Below are 17,600 nucleotides of genomic sequence, written 5' to 3'. Positions count from 1 at the left end.
GGCCGGCGTTGCCGGCCCGGCATGGGCTCACTTGGGCAGCGTCGGTGCGCAACTGTTGCCGTTCGACACGCAGCAGTCGCTGCACATCGCGGTCTGCGATGCGCCTTCCACGACGCCCAGCGCGGCATCAAGCGCACTTGCGCTGGCGTTGGCCGCAAGCATGGCCGCTTCGGCCGTAAGGGTGATTTCATTCATTTTCACTGACTCCTTGTCATTGGATCCGCGCTCCATTGCGCGGCCATCCGGGACGCATCCCCGAATTCCTGCGGCGGAATACGCCGGCGATCCAGGCAACTTAGAGCCGGCACGAGTTGCAGTGGATCGGCGCATCCGCCTGGACAAGGTAGGAATCGGCCTACGGGTCCCTTCGGCAGCCCCGCTGCCCATCCGGTAACCTGAGTCCGGCCTTCACCGACGACTCCCATGCGGCTCCTGCTCGTCGAAGACGAACCCGCGATCGCGGACACCGTGGTGTACGCGCTGCGTGCGGACGGCCACGACGTCGTGCACTGCCTGCTGGGGCGGGATGCGCTCGCGCGGGCGGCCGATGCCGGCTTCGACCTGGCGATCCTGGACGTCGGCCTGCCGGACATCGATGGCTTCGCCCTGTGCCGCGCGCTGCGCCGGGACCGGCCGATGCCGGTGATCTTCCTGACCGCGCATGGCGCGGAGGCCGAGCGCGTGCTCGGACTGGAGATGGGCGCCGACGACTACGTGGTGAAGCCGTTCTCGCCGCTGGAACTGGCCGCGCGGGTGCGCGCGGTGCTGCGGCGGTCGACGGGCGCCACCTCGCCGGCCGGCGCCGCCGCCGGATTCGAGCACGACGCGGCGGGCCATCGCATCCGCTTCCGCGGCCGCGCCCTGGAACTCACGCGCTACGAATACGGACTGCTCGCGGCGCTGCTCGCCCGGCCCGGGGCGGTCCTGTCGCGCTCGCAGCTGATGGACCGCGTGTGGGGCGATGCGCTGGAGACGGGCGACCGCACCGTCGACACCCACGTCAAGACGCTGCGGGCGAAGCTGCGCGACATCGATCCTGGCGCCGACCCGATCCGCACCCACCGGGGCATGGGCTACTCGGTGGAGGGCGCGTCCGCCACGCCCGGGGGCGGTTGAGGATGCGGATCGGCCCGCGGATCCTGCTCGGGACGTTCGTGCTGGTCGCGCTCGCGGCGATCCTGCTGGCCCAGGTCTTCGTCCAGCAGGTGAAGCCCGGCGTGCGCCAGACGATGGAGGACACGCTCGTCGACACGGCCAACCTGCTGGCCGAGCTCGCGCGCGACGACCTGCTTGACGGCCGCATCGAGGACGGCCGCTTCGCGCGAAGCGTGCGCGCGCTCGCCGCGCGCGACATCGGCGCGGACATCTGGGGCTTCGAGAAGCGCCGCGCGCAGTACCGCATCTACGTCACCGACGCGCGTGGCATCGTCGTGTTCGATTCGACGGGCGAGGCGGTCGGCGAGGACTATTCGCGCTGGAACGACGTCCACCTGACCCTGCGCGGCGCGTACGGCGCGCGGTCCACCCGCAGCGATCCAGACGACGAGGACTCCTCGGTGATGCACGTCGCCGCGCCGATCCGCGACCGGGCGGGGCGGATCGCCGGCGTCCTGACGGTCGCCAAGCCGAACCGGACGATTGCGCCCTTCATCGAGCGCAGCCAGGCGGTCGTCGCGCGCTGGGGCGGGGTGCTCGTGGCCGTCGCCCTGCTGCTGGGCGTCGCCACCGCATGGTGGCTGTCGCGGGAGCTGGGCAAGCTCCGGCGCTACGCGGACGCGGTCACCGCGGGCGGACGGGCCGAGCTGCCGCGCACGGCCGGCGAGTTCCACGAGCTCGGCCAGGCGCTGGAGACGATGCGCACGCGGCTGGAGGGCAAGCAGTACGTCGAGCGCTACGTGCATGCGCTGACCCACGAGCTCAAGAGCCCGCTGACCGCGATCAGTGCGTCGGCCGACCTGCTCGCGGCGACGGGTGGCGCGCCGATGCCGGACGCCGACCGGGCCCGGTTCGTCGAGGCGATCCGCCACCAGTCCGGCCGCATGGCGACGATGATCGACAAGTTGCTGGCGCTGGCCGCGGTCGAGCATCGCCGCGCGCTGGACGCGCCGGCCGAGGTGGAAATCCCCCCGTTGCTCGATGACGTCGCGCGCGACGTGTCGATGCACGCCGAGGAGCGCGGGGTGGCGGTCCGCTGTTCGGCCGGGGCAGCCTGTGGCGTGGTGCGGGGCGACCGTTTCCTCCTGCGCCAGGCCATCGGCAACCTGGTGGAGAACGCCATCGACTTCTCGCCCGCGCGGGGCGGGGTGGAGGTGCGCGCCCGCCGGGAGGGCGACACCGTGTCCGTCGAGGTGCTCGACCGGGGCCCCGGCGTGCCGGACTACGCCCGCGGACAGGTGTTCGACCGCTTCTATTCGCTGCCCCGTCCGGACGGCGGCAGCCGCAGCAGTGGCCTGGGCCTGAGCTTCGTCGCGGAGGTCGCCGCCCTGCATGGCGGATACGCGCGCCTGGACCCGCGCGAAGGCGGCGGCACCGTCGCGCGCCTGGTGGTCCCCGCGGGCTGAGGCCGCGCTTCACCCTCGCCACACGATCGCCCCGTCGCGGCCTCACCGGACCGCGCCACCCTGCCTGCGTTGCTGGAAACGAGGGCAGGGCATGGACGGTTTGATGGCGGGCCTCCGACGGTCGCTGGGCGTGCGGATGGTGGTGGTCGGTTTCCTGGTGCTGGCGATCCTGGTGCCGCTCGCGCTCGTGCGCGACGTGATCCGCGACCGGCAGCAGCACCGGGCCGCGGCCGTCGCGGACATCGCCGCCCGCCATGCCGGCGCGCAGCGGCTCCTTGGCCCGGTCCTGTTCGTCCCGTACGAGGAGGTGGTGCCGGTGGAGACGCTCGACGACGATGGCGACCGGCGCGTGGTCGAGCGCCGCCGCAGCGGAACCTGGACCTACTTCCCGAAGACGTCCGACCTCGTCGCGACGCTCCGGCCGGACACGCGTCGGCGCGGCCTGCACGAGGTCCGCGTGTACGAGCTCGACGGGCGGCTTTCGGCCGCGTTCGCGGCCGAGATTCCCGCGGCCCCCGCGTCGGGTCGACGGCAGGTCGGACGCCCCTGGCTGGCCTACGGCATCTCCGATGTCCGGGGACTGGCGGGCACCCCGTCGCTGCGCGTCCAGGGTCGCGTCGCCACCCTCGCGCAGGGGATGGGAGCATCGCCCCGGCGCGGCGTGCACGCGCGGCTGGATGCGCCATCACCGGGGCAGGTGCTCAGGCTGGACGCACGCCTCGACTTCATCCTGGGCGGGACCGAAACCCTTTCGATCGTCCCGGTCGCCGACCACGCCACGGTCGCGATGGATTCGAGCTGGCCGCATCCGCGATTCGAAGGCGACTTCCTTCCGCGCACCCGCACCGTGGACGCGAACGGATTCCGCGCCACCTGGGAAGTCTCTTCGCTGGCCAGCGCCGCACAGGCCCAGCTCCCGGGGGCGATGGCGGCCGCGCGCACCGAGGACGGCGGGTCGGGTGCCCGCCTGGAGGCGATCGGCATCTCGCTCGTCGATCCGGTCAATCCCCATGTGCTGGCGGATCGCGCCAGCAAGTACGGCATCCTCTTCGTGGTGCTCACCTTCGGCGGCTTCTTCCTGTTCGAGACGGTGCGCCGTCTCCCGATCCATCCCATCCAGTACCTGCTCGTCGGGCTGGCGCTCGCGATCTTCTTCCTCCTGCTGCTGGCGTTGTCCGAGCACGTGGCGTTCGGCGCGTCCTACCTCGTCGCGAGCGTGGCCTGCATCGGCTTGCTCGGCCATTACCTGGCCCACGTGCTGCGCAGCGCCCGGCGGGGGCTGGCGGTCGCCGCCGGGCTGGCGATGCTGTACGCGGCGCTGTACGGCCTGCTGGTGTCGGAGGACAACGCGCTTGTCCTGGGCGCCGGGCTGCTGTTCACCGTCCTTGCGGCGACGATGGTCGCCACGCGACGGGTGGATTGGTACGCGCTGGGCCGCGGCTGACGCCACGGGCGGGCGGCGGGCTTCCGCTATCCTCTACGGCGCTGCCCGCCCAGGATCCTCCGGATGCCCCGCCTCGCCCTGACGCTCTGCCTCGCCCTCCTGCTGTCCGCCTGCGGGTTCCACCTGCGCAACGCGCTGCAACTGCCGCCCGATCTCGGGCCGATGCGGGTGGAGGCGCGGGATCCGTACAGCGCGCTGGCGCTCTCGCTCGAGCGGGCGCTGGAGGCCGCCGGTGCCGAGGTCGTGCCGAAGGACGCCGGGGACGTCGCGGTGCTGGACATCCTGGCCGAGCGCTGGGGCAACACGCCGATCAGCGTCGACGCCCGTGGACGCGCGCAGGAATTCTCGCTGCGCTACGCGGTGATCTTCGAACTGCGCAACGCGGAGGGCGAGGTGCTCGTCCCGCGCCAGGCGACCGAGCTGTCGCGCGACTACGTGTCCGTGCCGACCCGCTCGATCGGCACCGAGAGCGAACGCGACATCCTCGCCCGTGAACTCCGGCGGGAAATGACCGCCGCCGTGCTGCGCCGCATCGACGCGGCCGCGCGCGGGGTGGTCGGGGAGTGAGCCCGGCGCGGGTGCCACGATGAGCCTTCGCCCCGACCAGCTCGCCGCGCACCTGGATCGCGGCGACCTGGCGCCCGCGTGGCTGGTGGCCGGGCGCGAGCCATTGCTGGTGCTGGAGGCGGCGGACGCGATCCGCGCGGCGGCACGGGCGCAGGGCGTCGCCGAGCGCGAGGTGTACGAGTTCGAAGGCCGCCAGTCGGCCGCGGACTGGGATGCCGTGGAGGCGAGCCTGGGTGCCCCGAGCCTGTTCGCCAGCCGCCGGCTCATCGAGCTGCGGGTGCCGACCGGCAAGCCGGACAAGGCGGGCGAGAAGCTCATCCAGGCCTTCTGCGCGGCGCCCCCCGAGGACGTGGTGCTGATGCTGGTCGCCCAGGACTGGAGCAGGCGGCACGGCGGCAAGTGGGCCACCGCGATCGAGCAGGTCGGCCGGTCGGTGGTCTGCTGGGAGGTCAAGCCGCACGAACTCACCGGCTGGATCGACCGGCGCCTGCGCTCGCGGGGACTGCGTGCCGATCGCGAGGCCGTCGCGCTGCTCGCCGAACGCGTCGACGGCAACCTGCTGGCGGCGGCGCAGGAAATCGACAAGCTGGTCCTGCTGGCCGAGGCCGGTGCGATCGATGCCGGGCGCATGGCGGCGCTGGTCGCGGACTCGGCGCGCTTCAACGTGTTCCGCCTGATGGAGGCCGTGCTCAACGGGCAGCCGGCCCAGGCGGTCCGCATGCTCCACGGGCTCCGGGCCGAAGGTGAAGCGGTGCCCGCCCTGATGGGGATGGTGGTGAGGGAACTGGAGACCGTCGCCGGCGTCGCGCAGGCGCGGGAAGGTGGGCAGGCGTTGCCGGCGGCGTTCCGGGCGCGCGGGGTCTGGGACACCAAGCAACCCATGTACCGGCGCGCGCTGGAACGGCATGCGACGCCGGCCTGGGCGCGTTTCGTGGCCGGCGCCGGCGTCGTGGACCGGATCGCGAAGGGCCGGGGCGGGCCCGGCGAGCCGGACGATGCATGGCTGGCGCTCGAACGGCTGCTGCTTTCGGTGGCGGACGCAGGCGTCGCCGGCCGGCTGGCACGGACCGGTTGACGCCGTGCCGGGCGAAGGCGCGGGGATGACGCCGTTGCGCGTGCTCTACGGGGGCACCTTCGACCCTGTCCACGAAGGCCACCTGGCGATCGCGCGCGACGCGCACAGGGCGCTCGGCGTGCCGGTGCACCTGATGCCCGCCGCCGATCCGCCGCACCGGCCTCCGCCAGGCGCCGATGCGGCGCATCGCGCGGCGATGCTCGCGCTGGCCATCGAGGGCGAGCCGGGACTGCGACTGGACCTGCGTGAACTCGAACGCGACACGCCCTCCTGGACCGCCGTGACACTGCGGGAGTTGCGCCGGGAACTGGGCCAGGACGCGCCCATCGCGCTGATCGTGGGGGCGGACAGCTTCCATGGCCTGCCGACGTGGCGGGACTGGCACGCGCTGTTCGACGCGGCCCACTTCGTGGTCGCGGACCGCGCGGGCAGCCCGCTGGCGCGCGATGCGCTGCCCGAAGCACTGTCCCGGGAGATCGCGGACCGGTTGGTCGACGATCCATGCGCCCTCCACGCGACCCCGGCCGGGCGCGTCTACTTCCTCTCCCAGCCGCTGCGCCCGGGCTCGGCGACCGACATCCGCCGGCGGCTGGCGCGCGGTGAACCGCTGGATGGCGCCCTGCCGGCCGCCGTGGCCGACTACATCCGCCGGAACGGCCTCTACGGGGGCGGGGGCGGTCCCGGGGCCGTCACGACCGCGCCGCTATAATCACGGCACCGCCCCGGACCCCAGGACCGACCGCCCTTGACCAGCCAGGCCCACGTCATCAAGACCCGTCTCCCGAAGCCGCCGCCGCCCGCCGACGCCCTGTTGCGATCGGTCCATGCCGCGGTCGAGGAACTCAAGGCCAAGGATGTCGTCGAGATCGACGTGCGGGGGCGCAGCAGCGTTACCGACTACATGCTGATCGCCTCGGGTACGTCCACGCGCCACGTGAAGTCGATCGCCGACGAAGTGGTCAAGCAGCTGAAGTCCCTGGACGTGCAGCCGCTGGGCGTGGAGGGCGAGCGCGAGGCGGAGTGGGTGCTGGTCGACCTGGGCGACGTGGTCGTCCACGTGATGCTGCCGCGCGTGCGCGAGTTCTATGCGCTCGAACGCCTGTGGACGGTCGGCGACCAGCCGCCCGAGGCCGAGGCGGACGAGCAGCAGGCGCCGTCGCAATCCTGACCGACGGCGGTTCCCGGTGCGCCGTGCAGCCCGCCCGCCGGTCGTGATCCGCGCATGAAGGCAAGGCTCGTCGCCGTGGGCGAACGGCCGCCGCGCTGGGTCGCCGACGGGTTCGCCGAGTATTCCAAGCGCCTGTCGCACTGGTTGCCGCTCGACCTGGTGGAAGTCGCGCCGGGCGTGCGCGGCAAGGGCCGCGATACGGCCCGCGCCATGGCGGACGAGGGTTCGCGCGTGCTCGCCGCGCTGCAGGGCGACCTCCATGTCGTCGCCCTGGATGGACGCGGCCGGGCATGGTCGTCCGAACAACTGTCGGCGCGACTCGAACACTGGCGCGGACAGGGCCGCGACCTGGCCTTCCTCGTGGGGGGGCCGGAAGGGCATGCGCCCGACGTGTTCGCGCGCGCGGACGAGTGCTGGTCACTCGGGCCCGCCACCTTGCCGCACATGCTCGTGCGCCTGCTCGTGGCCGAACAGCTCTATCGGGCGTGCGCGATGCTGGCGAACCATCCCTACCATCGCGCATGAAAAAGGGGCGCCGCGATCGCGGCGCCCCGCTTCGGTCCGGGTCGCCGCCTACCGGAGCGAAAACGACACGGGCACGAGGCCGACGGCCTCGACCGGCTGGCCATCGCGCATCGCCGGGCGGAACTGCCAGGCGGACAGCACGTGGCGCCGGGCGGCGGCGTCCAGGCTTCGATGCCCGCTGCTCTCGGCCACCGTCACCTGGAGCGGGCGGCCGGCCACGTCGACCACGACCTGCAGGACGACCGTGCCCTCGTTGCCCGCGCGCAAGTCCGCGCGGGGATAGGGCGGCGGAGGTGCGTGGGCGTATTCGAGCCGCATGGCGGCCGGGGCGGGCGGGTCCGTGGCAATCGACGTGGTGGCGAGCGCCGACTGGACAGGTTGGATGGCGGGCAGTTCGACCGTGACCGGCAGGACGCCGTCCTCCACCACGATCGGGACCGGCGGGGTCTCGACGGGCGCGCTGCGGGGGTGTGCGGGCACTTGTTTCGCAGGCTGCTGCACCGGCTTCGGGGGCGTGACGGGCACCGCGATGCGCGGCGGCGTGATCGGCATCAGGAGGGTGATGCGCTCCCGGTCGGGCGGGGATTCGACCGGCGGCGCCTGCAGGGGCGCAAGGAGCAGGGCCAGCACGCAGGCATTGAGCGCGATGGCGCCGGCGTAACCGAGGACGCGGGTCGGGTCGATGCGCGTCGGCGCTCGATGGCGGGTCGAATGGACACCGTGGACCGGGGATGCGAGCTGCATGGGCCTTCTCCTGTCGATTCGCGGCCGGGCAGCCGCGGGGTCCGGGGAACGGCCCGTGCGAACCGTCGGGGTCATGCGAACGGGCGTTCTCCGCCTCGACCATGCGCTTGCGTATGGAGCGGCGGCAACGATGGCCCGACGAGCGGGCGTCGTGCAGGACCGGCGGACGATGCCGGCAAATGCGAACCCCGGCGCGTGGCCGGGGTCCGGGGTCAGTCATCGGTGGGTTGCGCGTCGTCCGTGTCGCGTTGGACGCCCCCGTCATCCGGCGACGGTGGCTCCTTGCCATGGGGATCCCGGACGTCGCGGCGATCGCGCGGCTCGTCCTCCGCGTATCCCGGGTTGCGGCCCGGACGGGGGTCGGCCGCGGGCGGCGTGGACTTGCCAGTGGACTTCCCGCGCGTTCCCATGTCAGCGCCCCAGTTCGAAGACGACGTCGAGGTTGACGCCCAGCGTGCTCTCGCCGGGTGCGATCGGCGTGCCGGCGTCGGCGGCCTCGGCGCGCGCCATCGCCATCATCGGCATCGGCGGGCCCATGCCGCCGCCTTCGGAAATGCTCACGATCCGGCGCACGCGCAGGCCGAGCGTCCCGGCGTACATCTCCGCGCGGGCCTGCGCCGTGGCGAGCGCCCGCCGGCGCGCCTCGTCTCGCACCGCTTCCGGTTCGTCGATCTCGAAGCCGGGGCCGTGCACCTGGTTGGCACCGCTGGCGACCAGTGCATCCATGACCTCGCCGAGCCTGTCGATCTCGCGGACGGTGACGTTCAGCGTGTTCGTGGCCTGGTAGCCGGTGATCGACGGGGCGGTGCCTTCGTCGTGCCGGTACTGCGGATGCAGGCTCACGCCACTGGTCTGCACGTCGCGCTCGGCGATCCCGGCCGCGCGGACGGCGTCCATCAGCCGCGACATCTGCTGCGCATTGGCGCGGCTGGCCGCCTGCGCATCGCCCGCCTGCGTGACGACGCCCGCGGAGAGCGTGGCGACGTCGGGTGCCGCGGAAGCCTCGCCCTGGGCCGACACGGACAGGAGCGTGGCGTCGCCGGGCACGGCGTACCCCGGGGCGGGACCTTGCGCCGTAGCGCTCATCGCCACGCCCGTGAGCGCGACGGCGAAGGCAAGCAGCACGGATCGCATCCGGGTGCGCGGCGGGCGGGGTGTGCGAAGGGACGGCATCGGGCGCATGGGCAGCTCCTTTCCATTGTTCGAGGGTCGGCGCGGGGCCGTGGAACGCGGGTGAACGCATGCCCCGGGGAACGGGGTCGGACGTGCGCGCCGGAGTCAGCCCGTGTTCCGCCCGGTATGCCCCGGTCGGGGCCCGGACAGGTGCCGCGGGGTATCCTTGGACGGATGCTCTACCTCGCCTCGCGCTCACCGCGCCGATCCGCGCTGCTGGCGCGGCTCGGGCCTGCCCTCGGCTTGCCCGGCCCGCTGGAATTCGGCGTGCTCGCCCTCGACGTGCCCGAGGTCCGTGCGCCCGGGGAACCGCCCGAGGACTACGTCCGGCGCGTCGCCCGGGAGAAGGCCGGGGCCGGCTTGCTGAAGGTGGTCGCCACGCACGGGGCGATCGTGCTCGGCGCCGACACCGAGGTCGTGCTCGGGGACGAGGTCTTCGGCAAGCCCCGCGACGCGCTCGAGGCGAAGGCCATGCTGCGCCGCCTCTCGGGGCGCACCCATCGGGTCATCTCGGCCGTGGCGCTCGTGTCGCGCGACCGGGAACTGCAGGCGACCTCGGTTTCGGAAGTGACGTTCGACGTGCTGGACGACCGCGTGATCGACGCCTACGTGCGAACGGGCGAACCGGAGGGCAAGGCCGGCGGCTATGCGATCCAGGGCGCGGGCGAGGCCTTCGTGTCGCGCCTCGACGGCAGCCATTCCGGCGTGATGGGGCTGCCGCTGCGGGAAACCGCGAAGCTGCTTCGCGCGATGTTGCCGGGCGGCGGTGGCACCCTGGCCGCCGCGCAGCCGGACCGGGTGGAGGCCGGATGATGACCGAGGAGATCCTGGTCAACGTCACCCCGCGGGAGACCCGCGTGGCGGTGGTCGAGAACGGCATGCTGCAGGAGCTGCACATCGAACGCGGCTGGCGTCGCGGCGTGGTCGGCAACATCTACAAGGGCAGGGTCCAGCGCGTCATGCCGGGCATGCAGGCCGCGTTCGTGGAGATCGGCCTGGAACGCGCCGCCTTCCTGCATGCGAACGACATCCTGCGGACCACCCCGGTGGCTAGGCCCGACGACGATGCCAACGCGGAGGCCGAGGCGCTGCCCGCGCCGGCGCAGACGCCATCGATCACCGAGCTCCTCCGGGACGGGCAGGAGGTGATCGTCCAGGTGGTCAAGGACCCGATCGGGACGAAGGGGGCGCGGCTGACCACGCAACTGAGCATCCCCTCGCGCTACCTGGTGCTGCTGCCGCAGTCGTCGGTCATCGGCGTGTCCGCCCGCATCGAGCTCGAGGACGAGCGCGCGCGCCTCAAGGGCCTGGTCGCCGAGCTGTCCGCGGACCGCCGGCGGGGCTACATCGTGCGGACGAACGCGGAAGGCCAGCCGTCGGAAGCGATTGCCGAGGACATCGCCTACCTCGGCCGTGCCTGGGCGCTGGTCGAATCCAGCGCCAGCACGTCACGGGTCGGGACCTGCGTCTACGAGGACCTCAGCCTGCCGCTGCGGGCGGTCCGTGACCTGATGCGCCGGGACGTGGAGAAGGTGCGCGTGGACTCGCGCGAGACCTGCGAGAAGCTCCGCACGTTCGCGGCGCAGTTCATGCCGGGCCTGGCCGAGAAGATCGAACACTACGCGGGCGCGCGTCCGATCTTCGACCTGTACGGGGTCGAGGACGAGATCGGCCGCGCGCTGGAAAAGGAAGTGCCGCTGAAGTCCGGCGGCTACCTGGTGATCGACCAGACCGAGGCGATGACGACGATCGACGTCAACACCGGCTCGTTCCTCGGCCAGCGCAACCTCGAGGAGACGGTCTACCGCACCAACCTCGAGGCCGCGCAGGCGCTCGCGCGCCAGCTGCGGCTGCGCAACCTCGGCGGCATCATCATCATCGACTTCATCGACATGGTCGACGCCGAGCACCGTCGCCAGGTGCTGCGCACGCTGGAGAAGTCGCTGTCGCGCGACCATGCGCGGACCACCGTGTACGACTTCTCGCCGCTGGGCCTGGTCGAGATGACGCGCAAGCGCACGGTCGAATCGCTCGAAAGGCAGTTGTGCGAGCCGTGCCACGAGTGCGGCGGGCGCGGCACGCTGAAGACGCCCGAAACCGTGACCTACGAGATCTTCCGCGACATCGTGCGGCAGGTGCGCCAGTTCGACGCGCAGAGCCTGCTGGTCATCGCGTCGCCGAAGGTCGTCTCCCGCATCACCGACGAGGAGTCGGCGGCGGTCGCCGAACTGGAGGAGTTCCTGGGCAAGTCGATCCGGCTCCAGCCGGACGAGCAGTACGCGCAGGAGCAGTTCGATGTCGTGCTGCTCTGACGCCGGTCGCGACCTGGCGGGTCCGGCGAGGCGCTGATGCCCACGCCGCTCCGCCGCCGCCTGCGCCTGGCCCGCCGCGGCCTGGGTTACGCCGCCGCGTCCGTGCTGGTGCTGGTCGCGCTGGTGATCGGCGTGGCCAGCCGGCTGCTGCCCATCGCGGAGGCGCACCCCGAGCGCATCGCCGAATGGCTCGGTGAACGCAGCGGGCGGCCCGTGGCGTTCGATGCCGTGTCGACCGAATGGACGCGGCGCGGCCCGCTGCTCCGGCTCGAGGGCCTGAGGGTCGGCGAGCGCGGACGCGAGGTGGAGATCGGCGACGCGGAGATGCTGGTCTCCATGTACGCCGGCCTTTTCCCGGGCACGCCGTTTTCCGAGCTCCGGTTGCGCGGCCTCGACCTCACCCTGGAGCGGCTCGGGGACGGCCGCTGGCAGGTGCGCGGGCTGCCGGGGCAGCAGCACGCCGCCGGCGGCGATCCGCTGGGCATGCTGGAGGGCCTGGGCGAGCTGCAGGTGGTGGACGGGCGGCTCGGCGTGTCCGCGCCGGACCTCGGCATCCAGGCCACGGTCCCGCGGATCGACATGCGCCTGCGCGTGGAGGCGTCGCGCGTGCGCGCCGGCCTGCGGGCCTGGCCCGCGACGGGCGCCGAGCCCCTCGATGCCGCCCTCGATCTCGACCGCTCCCTCGGCAACGGGCGTGCATGGGCGGGCGCCGAACACGCGGACATCGCGCCCTGGGCCGGGTTGTTGCGCGTCGCGGGCATCACGGTGCAGGAAGGGACCGGACGCGCGGAAGCGTGGGTCGAGCTTCGGCGGCATCGCATCCGTACGGCCGACGCGGTGGTCGACTTCCGGGACGTGCGCCTGTCGGGAAGCACCCTCGATCCGGCGGGCATCGGCGACGTGCCGTCGCTGGAATTGCCGGCGGTGGAGGCGCGGCTCCATCTGGGCGCGGACGCGGGGCAGTGGCGCGTCGACGCGCCGCGCCTTCGACTGACCGACGGCGAGGGTCCACATGTCCTCGACGGGCTGCTCGTCGCGGGCGGGAAGCGCATCGCACTCGTCGCCGACTCCCTGGACGCCGGACCACTGCTGTCGCTCGCCGCGCTGAGCGATCGACTTCCGGCGGAGCGCCGTCGATGGATCCTCGAGGCGCGACCGTCGCTGCGTGCGACAGGCGTCGAGGTCGCGGGCAGCCGCGGCGGCCCGTTGCGGGTCGAAGCCGTCGTCGCGTCCGCGGGGCTGGCGCCCGCCGGCGCGGCGCCGGGGCTTTCCGGCGTGTCGGGGCGGCTGCGGGGCGACGGGGACGCGATCGCGTTCCATCCGGACCCGTCGGCGATCGTGCAGGTCGCGTGGCCGCGCGAATTCGATCGGGTCCATCGCGTCGCGCTCGACGGCACGCTGGTCGGCTGGCGCGAAGGGGACGGCTGGCGCCTTGCGTCCCCCGCGCTCGCGGTCGTCGGCGACGCCTACCGGTTCGACGTGCGCGGCGGGCTGCATTTCGAGGGGGACGGGACGCGTCCCGCGATCGCACTGGCCGCCGGCGTGCGCGCCGACGACCTGCAGGCCGCGAAGGGATTCTGGCTGCGCAACCTGATGCCGCAGGCTGCGGTCGCGTGGCTGGACGACGCGCTCGAGGCGGGCCGGGTGGAGGATGGCCGGGCGATCGTCGCGGGCGACCTGGACGATTGGCCGTTCCGGGCGGACGCGGATGGCGTCGCGCGCGGGCTGTTCCGCGCCGATGCCCGGCTGGTCGATGCACGCCTGCGCTTCGACCCCGGCTGGCCGGCCGCCGAGTCGATCGAGGCGACGGCGAGCTTCGTCGCCGACGGATTCACCGTGGCGGGCAGCGGCGAGATCGCCGGGGTCGCGATCCCCGGATTCGCCGCGGGGATCGCGCGCTATGGCCGCGCGCCTTTGCGCGTGACCGCGGACGCGTCCGCTGACGCGTCCCGGCTCGTGGCGCTGCTGCGCGATAGCCCCTTGCAGCGCGAGCACGGCGAGACCCTTGCCAACATCGATGCGCACGGCCCGGCACGCGTCGACTTCTCACTGCAGCTCCCGGCGGGTGCGACCGGCTTCCCCGACCGCCTGCAGGGACAGGTCGCGCTGGAGGATGTCTCGCTGCGCGAACGCCGCTGGGACCTGGCATTCGACGAGGTCAACGGTCGCGCGGAATTCGGCGGAAGCGGCTTCGCCGCCGAGGACCTGCAGGTCGTCCACGCGGGTCGTCCGGCGCGCCTGCGCCTGCGCGCCGGCGAGGGGTTCGTCGAGACGGCCGGCAATGCGTTCGAGGGGGCGCTGTCGGCGTCGCTGGAGGCGGGGGAACTCATCGGCAGGGTGCCGGAGCTTTCCTGGCTGGCGCCGCGCGTTTCGGGTCGTTCGAACTGGGAGGCCTCGGTCGCCCTGCCACGTGGCGCGGCCAACCGCACGCCCGGGTCACTGATGCTCCGCTCGGACCTGGTGGGAACGGCGCTCGCCCTGCCGGCGCCGTTGGACAAGTCCGCCACCACGCCCCTCGCGGCGCGCGTGGAGATGGGCCTGCCGCTGGACGCGGGCGAGGTCGCGGTGCGCCTTGGCGACGCGTTCGCGCTGCGGGCGCGCCAGGCGGCGGGAAAGACCGGCATCCGCGTCGCGCTCGGCGGGGACGCCGCACCGCCCCCGGGCGACGGCCTCGTGGTGACCGGGACGGCGCCGCGCCTGGACGCGCTGGGGTGGGTCGGCCTGCTGGCGGGCGGGACGGCGGGTGGGCCGGGCCAGGGCGGCCACGACGGGCCGCCGCTCCAGCGCGTGGACGTGACTGCATCGCGCCTCGAGCTGCTCGGCGGCGTGTTCGACGACACGCGCGTCCGGCTTGCCCCGGCGGCCGGCGGCGCGTTGGCGGTGCGCGCCGATGGCGTGGCGTTGCAGGGCGCGCTGCTGGTCCCGGCGGGGAAGGGTGCCGCCGTGCGTGGCCGGTTCGATCGCCTGCACTGGAACGCGCCGCCCGCGCCGGAGGGCGGCCGTCCGGTCGACGATGGCGTCGGCCGTGCGGAGGCCACGGCAACGTCGACCGACCCTGCCGCGATCCCGCCCCTCGAGCTGGACATCGACGACCTCCGCATCCGTGACGCGCGCCTCGGCGCTGCCAGCCTGCGAACCCGGCCGGGCGCGGACGGCATGCGCATCGACTCGTTCACCACGCGCGCCCGCGCGCACCAGGTGTCGGTGAGCGGTGACTGGTCCGGGCGGCGTGCGGCCGCGCGCTCCCGCCTCGAGGCGACCATCGAGAGCCGGGACTTCGGCGCGCTGCTCGACGGGCTGGGATTCGGCGGCCGGCTGGATGGCGGCGAAGGGACCGCGACGCTGCAGGCGCGATGGCCGGGCAGCCCGGCCGATTTCCAGCTCGCGCGGCTGGAAGGCACGTTGCGGCTGGATGCACGCGATGGCCGCCTCGTGGAGGTCGAACCCGGCGCCGGCCGCGTCCTCGGCCTGCTCAGCATCGCGGAACTGCCCCGCCGCCTGACCCTGGATTTCCGGGACTTCTTCTCCAAGGGGTTCGCGTTCAACACGATCTCCGGCGGGATCGACTTCGGCGGCGGCGTGGCCCGGAGCGACGGACTCGCCATCGACGGCCCTGCCGCCGAGATCCGCATCCGCGGAACGGCGGACCTGCGTGCCCGCACCTACGACCAGACCATCGAGGTCCAGCCGCGCCCGGGTGGACTGTTGACCGTGGTGGGTGCGATCGCCGGTGGACCGGTCGGTGCGGCGATCGGCGCGGCGGCCAATGCCGTCCTCCAGGAACCCCTGGGCGAAGTCGCCGAGCGCGTGTATCGCGTCACCGGCCCATGGGCGGATCCGGACGTCGACGTGGTCGAGCGCGCGGCGTCGCGCGGCCGCAGCGGTACGGCCGCGGTCGACGCCCAGGACACCCGCCCCGGGCCCGCCCCGCCCGCGGACGACGGTTGATCCCGCCAACGCGCGGCCGCATGTAGGGTGGCCGGGATGCCGAGTCCGCGGCGCCCCGCAACCGTTCGAAGGAAGCCATGACCGACGCCCTGCAACTCGCCGAGTCCCGCCTGCTGCTGCCCGCCGGGCTCGACCAGCGGGGGCTGGAATCCACCTTCGGCACCCTGCTCGGGCCGGGCATCGATTTCGGGGACCTGTATTTCCAGCATTCCAGGCGCGAGAGCTGGTCGGTCGAGGATGGCATCGTCAAGGACGGCGCGCACTCGATCGAGCAGGGCGTGGGCGTGCGCGCGATCTCGGGGGAAAAGACCGGCTTCGCGTACTCCGACGACATCGATCGCGACGCGCTGCTTTCGGCCGCGGGCAACGCCCGCGCGATCGCCCGTGACGGCGGGCAGGCGGCGGCGCGCGCGCTGGTCCCCGGGCGCGGTCGCGCGCTGTACCCGGCGTCCGACCCGGTCGACGGCATGGCCAGCGAAGCGAAGGTCGACGCACTGCGCGCGCTCGACCGGTTGCTGCGTGCCGCGGACCCGCGCGTGAAGCAGGTCGTCGTCAGCCTGGCCGGCGGCGTGGACACCGTCCTCGTCGCCCGCAGCGACGGCGTGCTCGCCGCCGACATGCGGCCGCTGGTGCGCCTGAACGTGCAGGTGATCGTGGAGCAGGGCGGCCGGCGCGAGTCGGGCTATGCCGGTGGGGGCGGCCGTTATGCGTACGACGAGCTGCTCGGCGGCGGCCGTCCGGAGAAATGGGCGCGCGAGGCCCTGCGGCAGGCCCTCGTGGCGCTGGAGTCGGTCGACGCGCCGGCCGGCACGATGCCGGTGGTGCTCGGGCCGGGGTGGCCGGGCGTGCTGTTGCACGAGGCCGTCGGCCATGGGCTGGAGGGCGACTTCAACCGAAAGGGCACCAGCACGTATTCGGGGCGGATCGGACAGCGCGTCGCCTCGCCGGGCGTGACGATCGTCGATGACGGCACGCTGCCCGGCCGGCGCGGCTCGCTGAACATGGACGACGAGGGCCAGCCGACGCAGTGCACGACGCTGATCGAGGACGGCGTGCTCGCCGGCTACATGCAGGACAGCCACAACGCGCGGCTGATGGGCATGGCCCCGACCGGCAACGGACGGCGCGAGTCGTTCGCGCACCTGGTCATGCCGCGCATGACCAACACCTACATGCTCGCCGGCCCGCACGACCCGGAGGAGATGATCCGTTCGGTGAAGCGAGGCCTGTACGCAGTCAACTTCGGCGGCGGGCAGGTCGACATCACCAGCGGCAAGTACGTGTTCTCGGCCACCGAGGCCTACCTGATCGAGGACGGCAGGGTCACCGCGCCGGTCAAGGGCGCGACGCTGATCGGCAACGGCCCGGAAACCATGCAGCGCGTGTCGATGATCGGCAACGACCTGGCGCTCGACGAGGGGGTCGGCGTGTGCGGCAAGGACGGGCAGAGCGTGCCGGTCGGCGTCGGCCAGCCCTCGCTGCTGATCGACCGGTTGACGGTGGGCGGGACGCGCGCGTGATGCGCGCCGCGGCGTCAACCTTCGAGGTCGCTGCCGTCCTCGGTGTCGGCGAGCAGCTCGCGCAACACGCGGTACAGCTCGCGGAACGCATGCGGCGGCTTGTTCCTCCGCTGCTCCTCGCCCGCGTTGCGCACGAGCTGGCGCAGGTGCTGGCGGTCCGCGGCCGGGTGCGCGTCGAGCAGTTCCGACAGGGCCGCGTCCCCCGCCTCCAGCAGGCGCGCGCGCCAGGCTTCGGCGCGATGCAGCGCCGCCGTCTCGCGGCGCGCCGCCTCGCCCTTCTCGTCCATCGCGTCGCGGATCGCCTCGAGCGCCTCGTCGTCCTCGCGCCGCAGCTGCTTGGCCAGGAACGCCATCTGCCGCTTGCGGGCGATGTGCGAGGTGATGCGGCGGGCCTCACGCACGTGCGGCAGCACGGCGTCGGGCACCGGCAGCTTCGCCAGCTGCGCGTCGGTGAGCGACGCCAGTTGCTCGGCCAGCTCCAGCACTTCCAGCGCTTCGCGCCGCTGCTGGCTGCGGCTGGGCGCGAGGAACGCGCCGGTGTCAGGATCCTTGCCGCGCATCGC

Annotated in this window: 16 protein-coding genes; 12 read left to right on the top strand and 4 right to left on the bottom strand. The window is 73.2% G+C overall.

What is annotated here, in order from left to right; all coding sequences use genetic code 11:
* Positions 1-27: 27 nt before the first annotated feature.
* Positions 28-195 carry a hypothetical protein gene (locus tag ACYU7H_RS02300; RefSeq protein ID WP_460812159.1) on the bottom strand — a complete coding sequence of 56 codons (168 nt, stop codon included), beginning with the start codon at positions 193-195 and terminating at the stop codon, positions 28-30.
* 228 nt (positions 196-423) lie between these two features.
* Between ACYU7H_RS02300 and creB the strand changes: the two genes are divergently transcribed.
* The 8 genes from creB to rlmH all read left to right on the top strand — a co-directional run bounded on the left by creB (position 424) and on the right by rlmH (position 7,340).
* The gene (gene creB / locus ACYU7H_RS02295) at positions 424-1,116 is read left to right on the top strand and encodes a two-component system response regulator CreB (RefSeq protein WP_460812157.1); all 693 of its coding nucleotides are present in this window, start codon (positions 424-426) and stop codon (positions 1,114-1,116) included.
* A gap of 2 nt (positions 1,117-1,118) precedes the next feature.
* Positions 1,119-2,561: a two-component system sensor histidine kinase CreC gene (gene creC / locus ACYU7H_RS02290; RefSeq protein ID WP_460812156.1), complete on the top strand. Its 1,443-nt coding sequence runs from the start codon at positions 1,119-1,121 to the stop codon at positions 2,559-2,561.
* Between the two features lie 103 nt (positions 2,562-2,664).
* Positions 2,665-4,005 (top strand): cell envelope integrity protein CreD, encoded by a 1,341-nt coding sequence (gene creD / locus ACYU7H_RS02285; RefSeq protein ID WP_460812155.1) that lies wholly within the window; start codon positions 2,665-2,667, stop codon positions 4,003-4,005.
* Positions 4,006-4,068: 63 nt separating this feature from the next.
* A complete protein-coding gene (locus tag ACYU7H_RS02280; RefSeq protein WP_460812153.1) occupies positions 4,069-4,572 on the top strand; it encodes an LPS-assembly lipoprotein LptE in 504 nt (167 codons plus the stop codon).
* 19 nt (positions 4,573-4,591) lie between these two features.
* Entirely contained in the window at positions 4,592-5,647 is a 1,056-nt protein-coding gene (gene holA / locus ACYU7H_RS02275) for a DNA polymerase III subunit delta (RefSeq protein ID WP_460812151.1), read from the top strand.
* A gap of 25 nt (positions 5,648-5,672) precedes the next feature.
* A complete protein-coding gene (gene nadD, locus ACYU7H_RS02270; protein ID WP_460812149.1) occupies positions 5,673-6,356 on the top strand; it encodes a nicotinate-nucleotide adenylyltransferase in 684 nt (227 codons plus the stop codon).
* A gap of 36 nt (positions 6,357-6,392) precedes the next feature.
* Positions 6,393-6,815: a ribosome silencing factor gene (gene rsfS, locus ACYU7H_RS02265; RefSeq protein ID WP_460812147.1), complete on the top strand. Its 423-nt coding sequence runs from the start codon at positions 6,393-6,395 to the stop codon at positions 6,813-6,815.
* Positions 6,816-6,869: 54 nt separating this feature from the next.
* Entirely contained in the window at positions 6,870-7,340 is a 471-nt protein-coding gene (rlmH, locus tag ACYU7H_RS02260; protein WP_460812146.1) for a 23S rRNA (pseudouridine(1915)-N(3))-methyltransferase RlmH, read from the top strand.
* 48 nt (positions 7,341-7,388) lie between these two features.
* Here the strand turns inward: rlmH and ACYU7H_RS02255 are convergent, their stop codons facing one another.
* Positions 7,389-8,084 carry an energy transducer TonB gene (locus tag ACYU7H_RS02255; protein ID WP_460812144.1) on the bottom strand — a complete coding sequence of 232 codons (696 nt, stop codon included), beginning with the start codon at positions 8,082-8,084 and terminating at the stop codon, positions 7,389-7,391.
* Positions 8,085-8,495: 411 nt separating this feature from the next.
* Complete coding sequence (locus ACYU7H_RS02250; RefSeq protein ID WP_460813033.1) at positions 8,496-9,257, bottom strand: SIMPL domain-containing protein; 762 nt, start codon at positions 9,255-9,257, stop codon at positions 8,496-8,498.
* A 174-nt stretch (positions 9,258-9,431) separates the two neighbouring features.
* On the opposite strand from ACYU7H_RS02250, the gene ACYU7H_RS02245 reads away from it, so the two are divergent.
* From ACYU7H_RS02245 to tldD, 4 genes are all read left to right on the top strand, one after another.
* Positions 9,432-10,070 carry a Maf family protein gene (locus tag ACYU7H_RS02245; RefSeq protein ID WP_460812143.1) on the top strand — a complete coding sequence of 213 codons (639 nt, stop codon included), beginning with the start codon at positions 9,432-9,434 and terminating at the stop codon, positions 10,068-10,070.
* Positions 10,070-11,569 (top strand): ribonuclease G, encoded by a 1,500-nt coding sequence (gene rng / locus ACYU7H_RS02240; RefSeq protein WP_460812141.1) that lies wholly within the window; start codon positions 10,070-10,072, stop codon positions 11,567-11,569. The genes ACYU7H_RS02245 and rng overlap by 1 nt, the downstream gene beginning before the upstream one ends.
* A 36-nt stretch (positions 11,570-11,605) precedes the next feature.
* Positions 11,606-15,517, top strand: a complete 3,912-nt coding sequence (locus ACYU7H_RS02235) for a YhdP family protein (protein ID WP_460812139.1) — start codon at positions 11,606-11,608, stop codon at positions 15,515-15,517.
* A gap of 77 nt (positions 15,518-15,594) precedes the next feature.
* Positions 15,595-17,037, top strand: a complete 1,443-nt coding sequence (gene tldD / locus ACYU7H_RS02230; RefSeq protein ID WP_460812137.1) for a metalloprotease TldD — start codon at positions 15,595-15,597, stop codon at positions 17,035-17,037.
* Between the two features lie 14 nt (positions 17,038-17,051).
* Here the strand turns inward: tldD and yjgA are convergent, their stop codons facing one another.
* Positions 17,052-17,597, bottom strand: coding sequence for a ribosome biogenesis factor YjgA (yjgA, locus tag ACYU7H_RS02225; protein WP_460812135.1), 546 nt, complete (start codon positions 17,595-17,597; stop codon positions 17,052-17,054).
* Positions 17,598-17,600: the final 3 nt, after the last annotated feature.

Source organism: Luteimonas pelagia (assembly GCF_054776035.1).
This window is presented reverse-complemented; position numbering and strand designations above follow the sequence as displayed.